This window comes from Chitinophaga varians, assembly GCF_012641275.1.
GTDB lineage: Bacteria > Bacteroidota > Bacteroidia > Chitinophagales > Chitinophagaceae > Chitinophaga > Chitinophaga varians_A.
Genome location: NZ_JABAIA010000003.1, coordinates 1,332,485 through 1,351,882 on the forward strand (window position 1 = coordinate 1,332,485; position 19,398 = coordinate 1,351,882).

Here is a 19,398-nt window from a genome sequence, read left to right on the forward strand (position 1 = left end):
ATTGGTTGTTTACAGTTGAACATTAATACCCGCATTGTAGCTCCGAATGATCGGATAGGCAACCGTATTGTTGGCGGCAGCCTCGGGGTCAATTTGTTTCAAACGACTGAATGTGAGCAGGTTATTGCCATTTATATATACTCTTACTCCTTTGATGCCCGCACGGCGCAGCATATACTCCGGTAAGTTGTAAGCCAGTTCGGCGTTCTTCAGGCGGATAAAGGAAGCGTTGTGTAACCAGTAATCGGAGTGTTCGGTATTATTAACATAGGCCACAGACAACCTGGGAAATGCGGCAGTTGGATTTTCCGGTGTCCAGTAGTCTTTGTGTATCTCCTGCGGATGTCCGTCGGCGGTAAAGGGGAAAGAGTAGGAACCGTACACATACGCTTTCACGTTACCATTGCCCTGCCAGAGGAGGTTCAGTTCAAACCCTTTGTAGCGGCCTCCCATAGCGATGCCGTATTGTATTTCCGGATAACCGCCATTGTCGGCAACTATCCTGTCGTTGTTGGTGATTTTTCCATCACCATCAATATCAACATACCTGATATCACCTGCGGATACGGTCGGGTACAATGGTTTAGGCCCTTTCTCCACTTCGTCCTGTGACTGGTACAGCCCATTGGACACGAACTTCGGGTTATAGGCACTACCTGCCGGCTTCATGATAATAGGCTTGCCGGTTAGGCGCTGCCATTCAGGAATGGAACTGGCTTCAGGATAGTATACCACTTTGTTGCGGGCGAAGGTGAGATTAGGTTTTACATAATAGGTGAACTTGTCCGTCTTGCCATTGTAACCGACGCTGATTTCGAAGCCGCGGTTGTCTACGATGCCTGCATTTTCTACGGGCAACTTTATTCCAATCACGTCCGGTACGGCTTGTGCCCTGGGGGCAAGGATATCTTTCGTTCTTTTATAGAAATAGTCACCGGCAACAGTGATCCGGTTGTCCCACAATTGCATATCGAAGCCGATGTTGCTCATCACAGCTTTTTCCCAGGTGAAATTAGGGTTGGGCAATACGTTCAGCTCCAGGCCCTGGTAGTACACGGGGCTGGTGCCACCGAAGGAGTAACCATGGCTGACGCCATATCTGTCAGCACCCACGAGGCTATAGCTCGCGAGGAACTGGTAAGGATCTACACGGTCGTTGCCCAGCTGGCCCCAGGAGCCACGTAATTTGAGGTAGTCGACCAGGCTTTTTTGCGGGAAGAAGTTTTCTTTGGATATCACCCAGCCGGCGCCCACAGAAGGGAAGAAACCGAAGCGGCCGCCCTGCGGGAAGATGTCTGAACCATCATACCGGAAGTTCATTTCGAACAGGTATTTTTGTTGGTAGTCGTAGGTAAAACGGCCAACAACCCCTTGTCTGTTCTGACGGCTGGCGGTCCCTGACACTGCCACGTTGGTGGGATCGGCGGCATTGAGTATTTCCAGCGCCGGCGACACAAAATTTCTGCCGGTGGCGCCAAAAGAACGTTCGTTATAAGAGGTCTGTGTAAACAGCAACATGCCACCTACATGATGGTCTTTAAACGACCGGTCATAGTTAACGGAAAACTCACTGGTAGCAAAATTGTTCTGCCTGGTGCTCTCTGACAGTTCAGGCGCGGCCGGCAGGTTGTTGGCTTTCTTCATCACGCCTGCATTGTCCATCGTGTACAATACATAAGGTTTGGAGAAGCTCCTGGAGTTAAGCACCAGCCTGTCGTAAGCGAAGGTCCCCTTGAAGGACAGACCTTCTACGAACGGCAGTTTGTATTGCAGGGAGAGGGTGCCGGTGAAAGTGTTGTTATTGTTCTGTATGTAACCGTCTTCACCTCTGGACTGCTGATAAGCATTACCTCTGGCAGCAGGAACGAAGCCATACAGACCGTTGCTGAATTGGTTAACATAATAGGGTGGACTGGAAATCGCCATTTTCACCACTTGTCCTCCGCCACCGCGCGTGTCCTTGCTGTCAGACATGATGCCTGCTATTTTAACGTCGAACAACAGGCCTTTGGTGATTTCTGTCTGGAGGTTGGAGCGCACATTGTACCGTTTGTAATTGACTACGGGGTAAAAACCACCTTCATTGTTATAGCCGGCAGATACAAAGTAGCGTGTTTTTTCATTGCCGCCGCTGACAGACAGATCGTACCGTTGCTGTATGGAAGTGGGGGCGAGGATATCACCGTACCAGTCCGTGTTCGGATAACGGTCAGGGTCGTTGCCGGTCCTGAATTTTTCCAGGACATCATCTGTGTAGCCCTTTCCCAGCGCGGGATTGAAGCTGTTTTCATTTTTCAGTGCCTGGTTGTATAGTTTGGCATATTCGTAGGAACCCAGTGGTTTGAGCGGGCGTGTCTGTTGCTGAACAGTGAGGTTTCCGCTGAAACTGATAACAGGTTTACCGGACCGACCGCCTTTGGTGGTAACGAGAATAACACCATTGGCCGCTCTGGCACCGTACACCGCAATAGCGGATGCATCTTTCAATACGGAAATAGTCTCCACTTCGGTAGGCGCGAGGTCGTCGAGGCTTCGGTTGGGAATACCGTCAATCACCACCAGTGGTTCGGAGTTGTTGGTAGTGCTGATACCACGGACGTAAAATGTGGAGCCTTTACCCGGGGCGCCGCTGCCTTTGGATACAAACAAACCGGGCGCACGACCGGCCAGGGCGTCGGTAACTCTTGCTACGGGCGCTTCTGCGATTTCTTTACTGTTAACTGTGCTGATAGCGCCGAGCACTTTTACTCTTTTTTGTTCACCATAACCTACCACCACCACTTCCGTCAGTTCTTTGGAAGAGCTGAGGAGCGTTACGTTTACAGGTGTCGCACCGAGGGTCTGTACTTCCCGGGGCGCGTACCCTACGCCACTGATCATCAGTTTTTTATTGGCGGCATTAGGTATGTTAAATGAGCCGTTGGCATCCGTATAGGCGCCGGTGGTAGTGCCGGCCACCTGTACGCTGATCCGTTCAATGGGCATGCCTTTTTCATCCGTTACGCGTCCTCTTGCAGGAGCTGCGGCAACCGTCGGAAGTGGCTGTGATGGATCTTCTTCTTTCGGGGCGTTGTCAGTCGTCAGGATGTTGTTGCCTTTGTCTTTATTGACAGTAATGGCATAGTAGTCCTTTTTAATATACAGGAACAGCAGACCGTTAGGGTAGAGGATCGCTTTCAGCTGATCTTCCACGCTCTGGTTGCCGGCATGTTCCGGATTAACGGAAGTGTACTTTTCAGAAGCGAGTGTTTTGTCATAGACAAAGGTGACGCCGTATTTTTTTTCCAGCTTTTTTAATGCCGCATCCACGGTCATTTTTTCCTGCCGTTGTTTACCGGTTGGTACGGTTTGCTGCGCCATGGCCCTTTGCGGGAGGGTAGTGGCATTCAGGCAAAGCAATACCATTCCCATAGGGAAGAATAAGACTTTCCTCATCGTTAGTTGGTTTATATGATTTTGGTTAGCTGTCGCTAGTCCTTGTTCTGCATACAGTCAGCGCTTATGGTGGATGTGCTCCGGACTGAATGATTGGCTTTTGTTATAATTTTTATTTTCGGTTACTGAAATACATGGTGTCGTTTCTGCGGCTGATTTCTATGTCGAGGACGTTGGAGATGATAAAGAGAATGTCTGCTTTGCTCTCCAGATATATAATACCCTCTATTTTTCTTTGTTTGATTTTTTCATCGTTCACCACTACTTTTTCCCCGTAGTTATTCTCCAGAATCTCTATAATCTCTGACAGGGGAGCGTCTACCAGCGTGAGTTTGCCTTGCACCCAGCTACTGTAGCTGCTGTCCGTCCTGGAAGCGGAAACCTGTTTGTCCTGTGCATCATATTCCATGAGATCGCCAGGGGAGAGGATCCTGCTTGTTTGCCGCGGATCATGAAAATCTACGCGTACTTTTCCTGATTGCAGGAACACGGTTGTCCGGTGGTGTCTTTGTTTCAGATCAAAAGCGGTGCCCAGTACGGTCACATCAGCATCTGGCGTGTGTACAACAAATCCGGCCGCTTTTTTATCCTGGTTCACCCTGAAATATGCTTCACCATGGAGCCAGGCCTCGCGTAGCTGCCCGTTGAGGGAACGGCGGAAGGTCAGCCTGGAGTTGGCCCGCAGGGTAACGAGTGAACTGTCCGGAAGTACCACCTGTCTGGTTTCTCCAAAGGTGGTAGTTACCGCCAGGGTCCTTTTTTGTTGCCAGGTATACCAGGCGGCTGTTCCCACACAGGCCAGCAGTCCGGCCCAGATGGCGGCGTTGCGCCACGTCAGCACAGCGTATAGGTGTCTGCGTTTGACAGGCTCCTGTTGTAACTGCGAGATGGTATGCGTAAACCTGGTATAGGATGCTGTTGGTGCTGCTGTTGGTGGCTCATGCGTTGTAAATCGTACCTGTAAAAGCAGTTGCCTCGCAGTTTCCGCCATGGTGGCATGCTCCGGGGCAGCGGCTATCCATGGTTCCCATGTTGTCGCTGCTGTTGGATCGTGCTGCAGTACCCATCTCACAAAAGAAGGATTACCCACAAGGTCGGTCACACTGTATGTTTCATTGTCCTGTTTATTGCGCTGCATCCTGTTTTAGCTGTTTACTGATATATATAAGTCAGCACAGGGAGATATTACCCCATGGAGACAAAAGTTTTTTTAAAAGATTTCGTTACTGCCGGATAAACAGTAACCGAAGCATAGGTAGCAGCAGGTAGAAGGGGATGTTGACCAGTTGTTTCAGCTCATCCAAAGCACGGGCCATGAGCTTGTAGGTGGCTTTAACAGAGATATCCATTACCCTGGCAATTTCATCGTACTGCATGTTTTCATAGAAGCGAAGGTAAACGGCTTCCCGCTGCCGTGGCGTAAGTTGTTGCAAAGCCTGTAGTATGGCTGTTTTGAGCTGCTGGTCCTGTTCCCGGTGAATCAGAAAATGATCAGCGCCGAATTCGGGAGTGGCGGCCTGGCTGGCGCGTTCTTCGCGCTGCATCCGCTTGATGGCATCCTCGTGGTAGCGGAACAGTTTACGGCGAAAGCTACTGTACACATAACTTTTGCTGGCGTCCATGGCGGGATTGCGGCTGTAAGCCTGCCACATGGACACAAACACGTCATGAATGGCGTCTTCTATCAGACTATTATTGTCCGTCAGTTTCCTGCCATAGTTGTACAGCTGCTTGTAATAATCCTTATAAGCGGCTGCCGCCTCTGCGGAATCCGGAGCATTAAATATAACGTTGATATTCCGTTGTCCATTAGTGTCCATCAGCGAGGCTAAAGATAGAAATTTTCCGGTTATTATCTTGTCGGGCAATACGTAGACGGCGGATAACAGGGAAGAAGCAGAAATAATTTTGGCAGAACGGTTATGTTTTTTATTTTTGTATTGATCGTTACAAAAATGAGAGGAAGACCAACAACACATGACAACGACGCTGTTGTCTTAAAGGCCCAGCAGGTATTCTGGGAAAAGGGCTACAGTGCAGCGTCCCTGCAGGACCTGCAGACAGCCACCCAAATGGGAAGCGGCAGTTTGTACAATACGTTCCGGGGCGGGAAGAAAGAACTCTTTTCAAAAGCGCTGCAGCAGCGGCGCGAAGCCTTTATGGCATTTAAGAAAGAGATGAAACAACACGAAGCGCCTGTTGAGCTGATCAAAGATTTTTTCAGAAGTCTGGCAGAAGCAGATGAGCATACCCATATGAAAGGATGTATTGTTGCCAATACCGTGACAGCCCTGGCTTTTGTGGACAGCGACCTGGAGGCGGAAGCGGTGGGCATCCTGAAAGATGTGGAGCGGATGTTTACCGACGCTATCAGAGAGGCGCAGCGGTCCGGCGCTATTGCCAATCCTGCGGATGCTGCTGTTTTAGGAAGATATCTGATCACTTGTTGGAACGGCCTTAACGTGACCAGGAGGATGCATCCGAATAAGGAAAAGCTGAAAGAACTGATCGAGATGCAGCTGAGTGCATTGACTTAAAATTTTTTACCAATTTTTGTAATGATCATTACAGAAATATAGACCAATTATAATATGGATTTACAGTTAGCATCAAAGCGTGTTTTTATCAGTGGTTCCACTCAGGGGATCGGATTTGCGATAGCGCAACAAATGGCACAGGAAGGTGCCGAAGTGGTGGTCCACGGCAGAACACAGGCGAAAGTAGACCTGGCTGTACAGCAGATACGTATATGCTGCCCCGAGGCGGCTTTATCCGGCATTGCGGCAGATCTGGCACACGCAGAAGACATGGAAACCTTGCTACAGCAGCTGCCTGAGATAGATATTCTTGTCAACAACGCAGGCATATTCGAGGTAAAAGACCTTATGGACATAACCGACGCAGAATGGCTCCATATGTACAATGTCAACGTCATGAGCGCTGTAAGGCTTTCCAGGCATGTGTTACCGGGGATGCTTTCGAGGAACGACGGCCGGATTATTTTCATCAGTAGCGAGTCTGGTGTCAACATTCCGGGCAACATGATTCACTATGGCGCCTCCAAAGCCGCCATGATGGCCTTAGGTAATGGGTTATCGAAATTAACTAAAGGGAAACAGGTAACAGTCAATACGATTCTCGGCGGGCCCACTTATTCAGAAGGCGTAGCAGCAGCTGTAGAACAGATTGCCGCCGCACATCAGGCTCCTGTGGACGTGATCAAACAACAGATCATGCAACAGGCAAATCCGCATTCATTACTGGAACGTTTTATAGCGCCTGCGGAAATTGCCAGCCTGGCCGTTTACCTCGCCAGTCCGTTGTCATCAGCCATCAATGGAGCGTCTATCCGGGCCGATGGCGGCGCGCTGAGAACGCTGTAATCCGGACGGAGCTTAAGGTTCAATTGTTTTATGCGATTCTCAGGGCCTTCATCGAACGCGCTGAGAATCGCATATTTCGTACATAGGTAACCGTTAGTTCATCTCATTGAATCATCCCGCGTCCTGACTTGGAAAGTTTAGCGGGAATTAGTATCTTCGCTGAAATCCCTGCGGGAAATCATTTCCTCGCATCAGTGCTAACCCTTCATCTTACCAGCGTTTCCTGCTGGCATTTCATTCTCTAACCTTTGCTTTTAAACTGGATAGGGCGTATGCGTTATACATCTCCGTTGTATGATGTGTTGTTCGCGTTTCTGGTTCTTTGATAGTCAGGTTATCGCGTGGCTTCACGACGACCGTGTCTTCATATAAGAAGCGTGTTTATGGGAGGAGAGAAGCATTCTATATTAGTCGTCATCGCACATCAATATGATCTTACGCTTTAAGAGCCCCGGAATCGGCTGTATAGTGGCTGAACATAGGGTACCCTGGGCGGCTTCCTCAAAACGGTTTAATCCGCTTTTTGCTATGAACTTTTCTTATACTTCTTATGGTTTTTTTTCTATTTAACATAATGTTTATTATAAGAATATTTGGGAGCTCTGATTTTGATTCTCCCTCAGCGAAAAAGTCTCTACTAAAATGGGCGGAAATTGCACGAAATGAAGCCGCTGTGGCTGGTTTATACGAATTGATGCTGAGCTGATGTACGGATGTTGAATTCTCAGCGCCTTCGTTTTTGGGGTAAAATCTCGTTGATGTCTCAGTATAACCTGACCTATACCCCAACGGCGAGGTAGAATATCTTTATAGTATTCTTTGTGCTGGTGCAGGCTTTGTTGGCCTGGATCATTTGCTGGTGTTAAACTGTATATATGGAACGGTGACCATAGGTCCTAACCATCAAAGAAATGAAAATGCCGCCGGCATGCACACAGCTTGACAAAGCCCACACGCTGGCGGCAAAAAATGTAGCAAAAAATATTATGCAATAACGGCTATGAATTCGATCACTTCGCCATCCAGCCCGTACACCAGTGCGTTCCGGACTTTCAAAGGCGGCTGTCCCAACGATAACTCCCCAGGCTCAACGCAACTCGTAGCGCCGAGAGATATTGCATGCGCATACGCTGCGTCCACATCATCCACAGTGAGCGCCAGGTGCAGCAATGCGCCTGCGACAACGTCTTCTCCGGGTGCTCTCCGGCGGCCTTGCGTGGCGATATGGGCGTCTTTATCGAAGACCTCTATAAATGATCCTGTGCCCGGAATTTGCAGCAGCGCGGCATGTGTAATATTGAATGCTGGTAGCGTCCAGGAATGAAACGGCGTAAGACCCAGCTCCTCATAAAATCTGCAGGTGGCAAAGAAATCATTCGCCTGAATAGCCAAATGATGGATGCCCGTGATATTCGTCTTCTTCATGCTGCAAACATACTACATGATAAGAACACACCATCGGACTAACAAAATTGTTAGCGCTCAAATAAGTCACTGTGGCCATTTTGTTATCGACAGGCAGTAGTCTATTGTCCATATCTAAAACGTCAGCGACCAGATTCAGGGTTGGAATAAAATTTCGATACCACCAGCTTCTGCGAAGCATAAATACCGGAGTGCCCGCTGAAATAGTAAGCGGTGAAACACGCCACGGCAAAATAAAGAACATGGTCGGCGCCAAAAAGCTCGACGCCCATCAAGGTGCAGGCTAACGGGGTATTGGTGGCTCCGGCAAATACAGCAATGAAGCCCAGTCCTGCGAACAGGTCAACCGGCGCGCCAAGCAGCAGCGCCAGCGTATGGCCCAGCGTGGCACCCATAAAAAACAGGGGGGTCACCTCCCCTCCTTTAAATCCCATTCCCAGGGTCACGGCAGTAAAAACGAGCTTCCACAGCCAGCTCCAATCGGAAATAGTCCCTGTGTTACGGAAAGCGTTGACAATGCTGATGCCATCCGGTGACTGGCTATAAACGCCCAGTCCCAGATAATCCCGGGTACCGGCGATGAATGTCATGGTGATGATCATTACACCGCCCACCACCGGAATCAACCAGGGTATTTTAATATAGGTATTGGCGTTATGTTTAATAGCATGTATCAGCCAGGAGAACAAGAAACTGGTCAGCCCGAAAGCTACGCCCACCACAATTACTTTCAGTAAGAGCAGTAAATCCGCTTTCACAAAAGGCACATAAGGCGTCAGGTGTGTACTGGTATATAATATTTGATAGTGCGTATGGGAAATACCCCAGGCTGAACACACCACATCGGCCAGCACGGCGGCGATAAGGCAAGGCACCAGGGCGTCGTAGCGCATCGCGCCGATGGCCAGCACTTCCAGAGCAAATACAGTACCCGCGATCGGGGTACCGAATACGGCGCCAAAACCCGCCGCAATACCGGTCATCAATAATATACGTATATCCCTTTGGGTTAGCCCCAACGTTTTACCGGTCCATGCTGCCATGCTGCCGCCTATTTGTACCGCTGTGCCTTCCCGCCCGGCGGAACCGCCAAACAGATGGGTGATAACGGTCGTCAACAGCACCAATGGCGCCATTCTCGCAGGAACACCGCCACCCGGCTGGTGTATTTCGTCCATGATCAGGTTATTACCTTTCTCTGCATTCCTGCCACCCAGACGGTACAACCAATAAATCAATACGCCAGCCACAGGCAACAGGTACAGCAGCCAGCCATGCTCGAAGCGTATTTTTGTTGCCTTGTCCAGCAACCATAAAAAGAGGGCTACCAGACTGCCCACGATAAGGGCTACTGGTAATACCAATACTGTCCATCTCAGCAGCTGATACGCCACTGTTACTTGTTCCGGTTTATTCGAGTGTTGTTTCATGTCCTACAAACAGCAGTTTACGACGACACTTGTGCATCGCCAGGTTCGTTTTGTAGGCGCCATCAGTTTCGGAGGACCCGAAACGGTTCTGAGCAGGAAGACACCATTTCCTGTGCCGCAAAAATAAAACTAATCTGCTAATAATCCAGCATAATATGCTGCGCCCCAAAGGGCTGACTTATCATTATTGACAATATGAATGGGAACACTGCCCAGCAATTCGGCCATCCGGTCGCCCTGCATATAATGATGGTAGAATTCGCCCGTTTCCAGTAGCCGCGCTATCTTCGGTGGAATGCCCCCTCCAAGGAACAGCCCTCCGGTGGACTTCATTTTCAACACGAGGTTGCACGATTCACGGCCCAGATAACGCACAAACAGCTCCATGGTCTTCATGCAAATGGGAACTTTCCCTTCCATGGCTGCCTTGCTGATGGCGGCCGCATCATCGCCGGTGGCCATTTCAGCTACCAGTGCTGACGGTACTTCCATGCCTTTCACATCCCGCAGGAACTGGAAGATGGTCACAATACCAGGGCCCGAAATCACCCGTTCCCAGCTGGCGACCTCATATTTTTCCTGCAGATAACGCAACAGCGCAATGTCCAGTTCTGTTCGCGGCGCAAAGTCGCCATGACCGCCTTCTGTCGGGAAGGGATGATGATACTGGCCATCCCAGTATAGTCCGGCCATCCCCAACCCCGTGCCCGGAGCGATGATAGCCATATTGCCACTGTTGTCGGCCGCGCCACGGTGCAACGTGGTCAGTTGTCCGGGCGATAAGGTGGCCAGGCCATAGGCGGTAGCTTCCAGGTCGTTGATAAGGGCCACTGCACGGATGCCCGTCGCCTGCCGGATCTCGTCTTCACTTAGTTCACGGGCCAGGTTGGTCAGCTCCACTTTTCCCTTAACCACGGGCCCTGCCACGCCAATGCATATACGCTGCGGCTCTTGCCCTCCCTGACTGATAAAATGCTGGATAATCTCTGAGAAACTGGCATAGTCGCGGGAAGCGTATTTGTCTTCACGCACCAGGTCCAGCTCTCCATCGGTCAATCGGAACAGCGCCAGGTTGGTCTTGGTGCCACCCAGGTCGCCCGCCAGCAAATACAGGTCCTTCCCCTGCTCATTTACGGGCGCTACAAACCTGGGCAAATAATGCTGCTTTTTGATCGTCTGCATAACATCGTGAACTTATCTCCTAAAAATAGTCAAATTGGAACAGCATTTGCCCCTCGTTGAACAATTTTCTGAAAAAAATGTAAAACCAATAAATTGATTTTAATGGAAAGACATACCTATCAGACTGGACTTATCGGCAATTGCGCATTCCTGGCGCATATTAACAAAGACACTAATGTAGACTGGCTCTGCTGGCCGCGGATGGACAGCTCTTTTATTTTCGGCGGGCTGCTCGACCGTAAAAAAGGCGGTACCTTTTCCATTTTGCCCAATGGTGATTTTGATTCCCACCAGTATTATATGGAGAACACCAATATTCTCTGTACGGAAATCACAACGCATGAAGGGAGCTACCGGGTGACTGACTTCGCTCCCCGCTTTCTGCAATACGAACGGTTTTTTAAGCCGTTGATGCTGATCAGGAAAGTGGAACCACTGGAAGGCTCTCCCCGTGTGCGCGTGAAATGCACGCCCACCTGCGATTACGGCGCAGCGCTCCTGCATCCTGTCCGGGGCAGCAACCATATTGAATTTGCGGGATGTGAAGATAAAATAAGGCTGACCACCAATATCGCGGTCAGCTATGTTTTTGAGGAAGAATATTTTGTATTGAATGATACCAAATACCTGATACTGACCTACGGCCAGCCGTTGGAAGCACCATTGACCAGCACCGCGGAGCAGTTCTTTCGTGAAACGATCGCCTATTGGCGCACCTGGATCAAACACTCTTCCATTGCCAACTACCACCAGCCATACGTGATCCGTGCCGCACTGGCGCTCAAAATACACCAGAACGAAGATACCGGCGCCATTATAGCCGCCAGTACCACCAGCCTCCCCGAGTTCCCGGACAGCGGCCGCAACTGGGACTATCGCTATTGCTGGATGCGTGACACCTATTATGTGATCACCGCACTGAACCATATCGGACATTTCGAGGAGATGGAGAAGTATTTCAGCTATATCACAGACATCTCTTTCTCAGGTGATTTCCGCTATCAACCACTATATGGTATTACCGGTAAGAAGGATTTGATAGAGACCATCCTCCCCCATCTGGACGGTTATATGGGCAATCAGCCGGTGAGGATAGGCAATCAGGCATACGAACATATTCAGAATGATATATATGGACAGGTGCTGATCTCCATGTTGCCCCTGTATACCGACCACCGTTTTATTTTCTCTGAAAGAAAGGACTCTGACCGGTGGATCAATCTGCTGCTGAAGAAGATAGAACGGACCATCGATGAAAAAGATGCAGGTATCTGGGAATTTCGGAACATGGCTAACGTACACTGCTATACGAACCTGTTCCAGTGGGCAGGTTGTAATGCCGCCGAAAAAATGGCCCGTACCATTGGCAATGAAGAACTGATTGACCGTGCCATTGCGCTGAAAAACCGGGCCGCAGCCCATATCGAAAGCTGCTACGATCCCGTGCGGAAAGTATATACCAACGCTGCAGGCAGCCAACACCTGGATGCCAGTACCCTACAGCTGATCATGATGAACTACCTGGACCCTGCGTCTGAAAAGGCGCGTGATCACCTGGCCGGACTGGAAAAGGAATTGAAAACACCAGAAGGACTGTTTTACCGTTACCGGCACTCTGACGATTTCGGGCTGCCAAAGACCACTTTTCTAGTGTGTGCATTCTGGTATGTGGAAGCGCTCGCCTGCGTGGGGCGGCTCGACGATGCGCAACGTGAATTCAGCAAGCTGCTCCAATACTCCAACCATCTTCTGCTCTTCAGCGAGGACGTGGAATCGGCTACCGGCAGCCAATGGGGCAATTTCCCGCAGGCTTATAGCCACGTAGGCCTCATGAATGCCGCCTATCGCATCGCCATGAAACTCGATAAGCCCATCTTCATTTAGGGATTTATCTATTTTGATATTTAGATATTTTATTGGTGATTTATTAGCTGTATTTTTATATATAAATTTTAAATCATAACAAAACACCAATAAAATATCTAAATACCAAAATCGCTACACATCCAACTGAACTGTTTTCAGCGTGCGCAGTAAATGCCTTACTTCATGATGGCTGCGGAGATAATATTGTGCGGCTGATACCTGACTTCCCACTTTAATGGTGATCGCCTTCGGCGGCAGGGCTTTAAAAATATCTTCATCAGTTACGTCGTCCCCCATCGCCATAATAAAATCATACTTCTTGTGGTTCAACCAGCTCAGCGCCGCCTTACCTTTATTGATCTCAACATTCTTTACTTCAATCACCTTGTCACCGGGCAATACCTGTAAACCCTTTTCCACAGTATAGTATCGCAGGGTGTTCATGAGTTCATTGGCACGCTGTTCACCCAGACCGGATTCCACTTTACGATAGTGCCACACCAGCGAATAACTTTTCTCTTCTATAAAAGATCCGGGGGTGCGGTCTGTGGCCAGCTCCAACATGGGAAATATTTCCTGTTTCCATTTGTCAGTAAGTCCCGGAAGCTGATACCACTCTCCTTCTTTTGTCTTCTGCCACGCTCCATGTTCCGCGATCAGGTCAAGCGGTAAGTGGCCAAACCACTCTCCCAGTGTTTCATGTTTCCTGCCGCTGATCATCACAAGGTCATTGCCCGGGAAACTGGCAAGCTCTCTTAACAGCTGATAAAGGTCCGGGTCCGGCGCCGCCATATCTATATTGGTCTGAAAACCTACCAGGGTGCCATCATAGTCCAGGAAAATGATACGTCTTTTGGATTGCCTGTACTGCTGCCGTATCATCACTGCTGTTTCCTGATTTACCCGGCGGGCCAACATGTTCTGTTGCATCTGGTTCACCTCCTCCAAACGGGTCATAAACAATTTCACCCAGTGGTTGATGTTGAATTTAGATACCAGCTGCCGCATCTGTTTCATGCGCCGCTGTTGTTCGGGCAAAGGCATATTCAATGCGTCCACAATAGCCCGGGTAATAGCCCCGATATTATTGGGGTTAACGATGATAGCGTCAATCAGCTCTTTAGACGCACCGGCCATTTCGCTGAGAATCAATACACCGTCATTATCATTGCGACTGGCCACATACTCCTTGCTGACGAGGTTCATCCCGTCCCGCATAGGCGTTACCAGACAGATATCTGCATAATTATAAAGGGCCGACAGCACCTCTACCGGGAAGGAACGATAAAAATATTGCACCGGATGCCAGCTAAGCGTACGGAATCGTGCGTTGATATTCCCTACCAGTTTATCAATTTCATCCCGCAGCTCTTTGTATTGCGGAACAGTGTCTCTGGATGGCACTACGATCATATACAAGACAACTTTACCGACATACTCCGGATGCAGCTGGAGCAGCAGCTCAAAGGCCTGCAGGCGTTGCAGGATGCCCTTACTGTAATCCAGCCGGTCGATAGAAAGTACCATTCTCTCCTGCTGAAAATTCTCTTTCAGGTTTTGCAGCTGGTGTTTTACCTCAGGATCTTGCCCGAGATGGGAGAATTTATTGAAGTCGATTCCCATCGGAAATGTTTCCACAACGGTAATCCTGTCATTATAGGAAACGATGTTCGCGCTGGTATTCACCGGCATAATACGGCTGGCGGCATTAAGGAAGTGGCGGGTGTCATCGAACGTATGAAATCCCATCAGATCAGCTCCCAGCATCCCTTCTATCAGCTCCGCACGCCACGGGATCAGGCGGAACAACTCATACGAAGGGAAAGGAATATGGTTGAAAAAGCCGATGGACATTTCCGGCATTTCTGCCCGCAGCATACCTGGCAGCAGCAGTAGCTGATAATCATGTATCCAGATGATATCGCCTTGCTCGGCCACCTGCAGCACGATATCGCGGAATTTTTTGTTCACCTGGTAATAAGCGTCCCAGTAGCCCTGGTCATAGCGGGCATAAACCGCCATGTAATGGAATACGGGCCATAGCGTTTCATTGGAGAACCCTTCGTAGAAATTATTGATTTCTTCCTGTGTGAGAAAAACGGGCATCAGGTTCATTTGCCTGAGCTGTTTGGTGATTTTCTCCTGTTGTTTCGGATCACTGATTTCCTGTCCGGGCCATCCCAGCCAGATGTTATTCCCTTCCCTGTAAATAGATCCCAAACCGGTAGCCAATCCACCTTCACTGGCCTGCAGTGTAAACTCACCGTCTTTCTCTGTAATTTTTACCGGTAGCCTGTTCGATACAATAATAGTCTTTCTCATAGTCAGTTTATATCTCTAATTATCAATTACGTGATCTGTGTGCAGCAACAAAAACAAATAGCACACCCAAAAGAGCGGAACCGATACATTTAAATAAATATAATGCTGCTAAAGCGGCTGTGGTTCATCAACAGGGCATATCCGGAGTGGGATAGCGGGTTTTCCTGCAAAGGGTGATCTTCGCAATATAATGGTTTTCAAGGGCAAAAGGAAGGGAAATATCTCCCCTTCCTGCGAAATACTTGCTACGCAGGGGTTTCAACACATATAAAAATAAAGGGTATTTATTGGCCGAGCAGTTGGTCCATCATCTCCATTCCAATGACGGCATCTTCCACAGAAGAGGGATTAGCGCCTTGCCCGCGGAAATACTGCACTACTTCGGCTATCAGCGGCGCCTGGACATGGGCAGGCGTGTCGAAACGGAAAGATTCGGTCCCGGCCGCCGTCTCCAGCGTGGCCACGTCGAAATTCCGGAAGAAATGAAAGCGGATGGTCCCGGCATCTCCGGTAATGGTACAATTGTCCTCCTCCCGGCCGGCAGGCGCTGCGAAATTCCAGCTGCCGTTAAAAAGCACTTCCCCGGGAAACAGTATCTGCCCGCTAACCTGGTCGGCTATACGTGGATCTGCTCCGACACTGATACCGCTGATCTTTAACGGTCGTCCGAAATAATATAGGAGGATATCCAGCTGATGCGGGGCGAGGTCGTGAAAGTGGCCGCCGCCTGACAAGGCAGGGTCCAGGCGCCATCCGGCGTTCTCCCTGGGGGCCGCTTTCCACAGGCGCAGGTCCACATGCAGCACCCGGCCGATACGCCCTTCCGCCAGCCACTGCTTCACTGCCACAAATGCAGGCAGCCGACGACGGTAATGCGCCACACAGGCACGAACACCACCCGCATTGACGGCTGCAGCTATACGGCGGGCTGCTGACAGGTCAACGCCGACCGGCTTTTCAATATATACCGGCAGGCCCCGCGCTATGGCGGCGAGGGCATATGCTTCATGGCTGCCTGGCGGCGTAGCGATATAGACCGCGTTCACATCCGGGTCCTGCAACAGCTCATTGGCATCGTCATAGTAACGGTCTACCTGGTGACGCCGCGCATAGTCCTGCGCCAGCTCCCGGTTGCGGCGCATAACGGCGGTTACGTCACTGCTGGCAGCCAGCCGGAAGCCGGGGCCGCTCTTTACTTCTGTTACATTACCGCAGCCAATGATGCCCCAGTTGATCCTGTCCATAGTTTCCTGATTAAGCAGACAAAATACAAATTACTTCTTTAACGTCATCAGCACTACCCCTGCAATGACAACAGCAGCTGATACGCCCACCATGCTGTCGATCACTTCGTTGCCGATGGCCCAGCCCAGGAACATCGCTACGACCGGGTTCACATAAGCATAGGTGGCGGTGAGACGGGGCGGCGCATTCCTGGTAAGCCAGCTGTAAGAGGTATAACCAACCAGTGATCCGATCATAACAAGATAAATATAAGCCAGCCAGCTACGTTGGGACATTCCCGGTAGTGTGTCCCATGCCCCGGGCTCCAGTAATCCGCTGGCCAGTAATGAAAACACTCCACCTGCCAGCATCTGAATAGCGGTACTGGTCATCTGGGCAGGCATCGGCAGCCGTTGTACGAACAGGGAACCGGTCGCCCAGCAAATATTGCCCGCCACTACCACAAGAATGGGCCACAAAGGAAAACTGCGGGTGGCATGTGCTGCCGAGAACGGGTTAAACAACAGGAACAGCCCCAGGAACCCCAGCACAATCCCTACTGTAGTCAGCAACGACGGGCGTTTCCTGCTAAAGAAGGCCCAGTCCAGTCCCATAAACCAGGCAGGCATGGCTGCCACGATCAGGGCCACCAGCCCGGAAGGCATATAGTGAACGGCCAGCGCCACGGTAGTATTGCCGATACCTATCAGCAATACCCCTACGAAAATGGCGGACAACAACTGCCTCTTAGTGGGAATACTCCTTTCTTTAAGATAACCAATGATCAACAGGATACCTCCGGCGGCAAAAAAGCGGAGGGCCGACAATAAAAAGGGCGGTACGGTTTCCGTAGCGATCTTCATACCCAGATAGGTAGATCCCCAGATGACATATACCGCCAATAGATACAGGAAGGTCTTTGACCCTGAGCTGGCTGGTTTTATGGACGCGGTCATTTTGCTTTCTTTTTATTACGCTGATTAAATTGCTGCACCTTATTGATATCCCCACAACTGCTCATGCTGCACCATTTACGGGAGCCATTACGACTTTTGTCGAGAAACAGCCACCCGCAGGAAGGACATTGCCGCACCTGCTGTAAACCATTTCCTGTATAAAGTTCCAGTGCAGACTTTACCAGCCACCAGATCAACTGCTCCAGTGCCGGCGCGTTAAACAATAATTCTCCCCGACGTTGCGCAGGTTTCCAGGCCACTTCAATATTGGCATATGCCTCGGCAACATAAGTGTTAAACAAATGCAGGTCTGAAGGGTCAGGTGCTTTCCGATGGATAGCAGCCGTAAAAAGCCGCAATAGTAACTCCCGCAGCCCAATGCTTTTGTCAAAAACGACAGTTGCTTTTTGCGGATATCCCTTCGCCAGCCGTTCTAATGTATGAGACACTTTGGCAGTAATCACTCCCGTACGATCGTACCATTCCAGTAGTTCCCTAAAACCGGAAAGGTAATCATGTGAGGCTGGCTTCATCCGGTTACTGACCGTGTTCACGAAATCCAGACAAAGTATTCCGCCATCAAAGCGTAAAGTGGCGATGCTTTTTTCTGCAGACATAAATCAGTGTTTAAGATAGTCCTCTGCACAAATGTAAGGCATTATATTAACCGGTAAAATTAATTTTGATGGTTAATAAAAACTAAGGCTTTGGCACGGAATTTCATCTCTTAAATCATTACAACAACGAAAGCTAAATAATCAACTTAAAATCACCAACTTACAACAACAAAAAGAGCCACTTTTGGTGGCTCTTCCCTGGTAAGTATAATAGTATTTTAAGGCAGATATCGCTAAAGGAAAGTCGAATTTTTTGAGCAGCTCATCTCCTGCTTGCAGGAATGACCGGCGGGGGCAATATTACACTAAAAAAACGAACTATCTTTATATATTTACGAATACAAAATAATTTTATATTATCGAATATACGAATATTATTTGCATATAATAAATATAACCTTATGAGAACCCTTATGGTGCGGTCCGAGATGCCTTGGAGATATATTAAGAAGTGTCATAATGACCGGTTATCCAGGAACGGGCCACTTTTTATGGACGACATTTGTCGTAGCCAAACGACAAAAAAAGAAAACAGCCAGCTGTATTTTGGTTTAAACTGTATGCCGTTTTTGGCGGCCATTTACTACTCATGGACCCGAAGTACCTGTCCGGTCACCAGCCCTTCGATACTTCTCAGGTAGGCATTCACCAGGCGCTGCATCGGCACCGGATTAAACCCGGGGAACAAATGCCCAATGGCCCCTGCTGAGTCTTCTGCAAGCCCGGGACTAACAGCATTGATACGGATGCCCCGCTGCAATTCGGTAGCAGCAGCCATCACAAAGCTGTTTACAGCGCCGCTGACGATAGCCCCGGCCACCGTATCGCGGGCGGCCTCGTCTGCCAGTATCCCGGACGTCAGCGTAAAAGAGCCATTGTTGTTCAGATAATGCTGCCCCTTTAAGACCACATTTACCTGGCCCATTAACTTGGAATGGATAGCCTCCATTACATCCTCCGCATGTAGCTGCTGGAAACTCTTCATGCCGGAAGATCCGGCCGTGACCACTACTGCGTCAATATTACCCACTGTTTTATACAGCTGGTCAATAGAAGCCTCATCAGTAATGTCCACACGTACATCCCTGCTACTGCGGCCCGCTGCTATGACTTCATGCCTTTCCAACAGTGCTTCCCTTACCTTCATGCCAATGGCCCCGGTAGTACCGATCATCAGGATTTTCATATATTAAATAATTTTATGTTTGATTATGCGGGAGATAGTAATTCGCTATTCGAACAAGTCCTCTACATTGGCCAGTATCTCGCAGTCACAATGACCGCCATGTTCCCGCAGCCAGATCAAAACAGATTCCGGCTCTGGCAATCCGGCTGCCTTCAGACAACTTAGTGTCAGCCTCGGAGAATGGTCACAGCCATGTGTACCCAGTGTTTCGTCCAGGTAATCAAAGAGTTGCTGAAATTGTTCACGTGGCATCGGCAGGCTTTCTTCAAATGCTGCCGCTGCCCGTTGTTGCAAGGGGGCTAGCAGTTGCTTCCTACGTTCTTTTTCTGCTTTTGATGGCATCTTGATAAGCTACTTTAGGTTTCCGGCCGT

At 49.6% G+C, this 19,398-nt stretch carries 15 protein-coding genes and 1 riboswitch; of the genes, 3 read left to right on the forward strand and 12 right to left on the reverse strand.

Going from position 1 to position 19,398, the window contains the following annotated elements:
• Nucleotides 1-9: 9 nt before the first annotated feature.
• The 3 genes from HGH92_RS27965 to HGH92_RS27975 form a co-directional block, all read right to left on the reverse strand.
• Nucleotides 10-3,435 (reverse strand): SusC/RagA family TonB-linked outer membrane protein, encoded by a 3,426-nt coding sequence (locus HGH92_RS27965; RefSeq protein WP_168874111.1) that lies wholly within the window; start codon nt 3,433-3,435, stop codon nt 10-12.
• A 112-nt stretch (nt 3,436-3,547) separates the two neighbouring features.
• Nucleotides 3,548-4,573: a FecR family protein gene (locus HGH92_RS27970; protein ID WP_168874112.1), complete on the reverse strand. Its 1,026-nt coding sequence runs from the start codon at nt 4,571-4,573 to the stop codon at nt 3,548-3,550.
• An 85-nt stretch (nt 4,574-4,658) separates the two neighbouring features.
• The gene (locus tag HGH92_RS27975; RefSeq protein ID WP_168874113.1) at nt 4,659-5,255 is read right to left on the reverse strand and encodes an RNA polymerase sigma factor; all 597 of its coding nucleotides are present in this window, start codon (nt 5,253-5,255) and stop codon (nt 4,659-4,661) included.
• A 135-nt stretch (nt 5,256-5,390) separates the two neighbouring features.
• On the opposite strand from HGH92_RS27975, the gene HGH92_RS27980 reads away from it, so the two are divergent.
• Nucleotides 5,391-5,972, forward strand: a complete 582-nt coding sequence (locus tag HGH92_RS27980) for a TetR/AcrR family transcriptional regulator (protein ID WP_168874114.1) — start codon at nt 5,391-5,393, stop codon at nt 5,970-5,972.
• Nucleotides 5,973-6,026: 54 nt separating this feature from the next.
• Nucleotides 6,027-6,818 carry an SDR family NAD(P)-dependent oxidoreductase gene (locus HGH92_RS27985; RefSeq protein WP_168874115.1) on the forward strand — a complete coding sequence of 264 codons (792 nt, stop codon included), beginning with the start codon at nt 6,027-6,029 and terminating at the stop codon, nt 6,816-6,818.
• A gap of 984 nt (nt 6,819-7,802) precedes the next feature.
• Here HGH92_RS27985 and HGH92_RS27990 read toward each other — a convergent pair.
• The 3 genes from HGH92_RS27990 to glk all read right to left on the reverse strand — a co-directional run bounded on the left by HGH92_RS27990 (nt 7,803) and on the right by glk (nt 10,855).
• A complete protein-coding gene (locus HGH92_RS27990) occupies nt 7,803-8,210 on the reverse strand; it encodes a VOC family protein (protein WP_211092761.1) in 408 nt (135 codons plus the stop codon).
• Nucleotides 8,211-8,365: 155 nt separating this feature from the next.
• Complete coding sequence (locus tag HGH92_RS27995) at nt 8,366-9,673, reverse strand: voltage-gated chloride channel family protein (protein WP_168874117.1); 1,308 nt, start codon at nt 9,671-9,673, stop codon at nt 8,366-8,368.
• A gap of 46 nt (nt 9,674-9,719) precedes the next feature.
• Nucleotides 9,720-9,793: riboswitch (Fluoride riboswitch) on the reverse strand.
• Nucleotides 9,794-9,802: 9 nt separating this feature from the next.
• On the reverse strand, nt 9,803-10,855 hold the full coding sequence (gene glk, locus HGH92_RS28000; protein ID WP_168874118.1) for a glucokinase: 1,053 nt from the start codon (nt 10,853-10,855) through the stop codon (nt 9,803-9,805).
• Nucleotides 10,856-10,957: 102 nt separating this feature from the next.
• Here glk and HGH92_RS28005 point away from each other — a divergent pair, with 102 nt between their 5' ends.
• On the forward strand, nt 10,958-12,739 hold the full coding sequence (locus HGH92_RS28005; RefSeq protein ID WP_211092762.1) for a glycoside hydrolase family 15 protein: 1,782 nt from the start codon (nt 10,958-10,960) through the stop codon (nt 12,737-12,739).
• A gap of 114 nt (nt 12,740-12,853) precedes the next feature.
• On the opposite strand, the gene HGH92_RS28010 is transcribed toward HGH92_RS28005, so the two are convergent.
• The 6 genes from HGH92_RS28010 to HGH92_RS28035 all read right to left on the reverse strand — a co-directional run bounded on the left by HGH92_RS28010 (nt 12,854) and on the right by HGH92_RS28035 (nt 19,320).
• Complete coding sequence (locus tag HGH92_RS28010) at nt 12,854-15,043, reverse strand: bifunctional alpha,alpha-trehalose-phosphate synthase (UDP-forming)/trehalose-phosphatase (protein ID WP_168874119.1); 2,190 nt, start codon at nt 15,041-15,043, stop codon at nt 12,854-12,856.
• A gap of 284 nt (nt 15,044-15,327) precedes the next feature.
• The gene (locus HGH92_RS28015; protein WP_168874120.1) at nt 15,328-16,287 is read right to left on the reverse strand and encodes a Gfo/Idh/MocA family protein; all 960 of its coding nucleotides are present in this window, start codon (nt 16,285-16,287) and stop codon (nt 15,328-15,330) included.
• Nucleotides 16,288-16,317: 30 nt separating this feature from the next.
• On the reverse strand, nt 16,318-17,223 hold the full coding sequence (locus HGH92_RS28020) for an EamA family transporter (RefSeq protein ID WP_168874121.1): 906 nt from the start codon (nt 17,221-17,223) through the stop codon (nt 16,318-16,320).
• Nucleotides 17,220-17,840 carry a CGNR zinc finger domain-containing protein gene (locus HGH92_RS28025; RefSeq protein ID WP_168874122.1) on the reverse strand — a complete coding sequence of 207 codons (621 nt, stop codon included), beginning with the start codon at nt 17,838-17,840 and terminating at the stop codon, nt 17,220-17,222. The genes HGH92_RS28020 and HGH92_RS28025 overlap by 4 nt, the downstream gene beginning before the upstream one ends.
• Before the next feature lie 583 nt (nt 17,841-18,423).
• On the reverse strand, nt 18,424-19,026 hold the full coding sequence (locus HGH92_RS28030; RefSeq protein WP_168874123.1) for a short chain dehydrogenase: 603 nt from the start codon (nt 19,024-19,026) through the stop codon (nt 18,424-18,426).
• A gap of 45 nt (nt 19,027-19,071) precedes the next feature.
• Nucleotides 19,072-19,320: a DUF2695 domain-containing protein gene (locus tag HGH92_RS28035; protein WP_211092763.1), complete on the reverse strand. Its 249-nt coding sequence runs from the start codon at nt 19,318-19,320 to the stop codon at nt 19,072-19,074.
• Between the last annotated feature and the right edge of the window lie 78 nt (nt 19,321-19,398).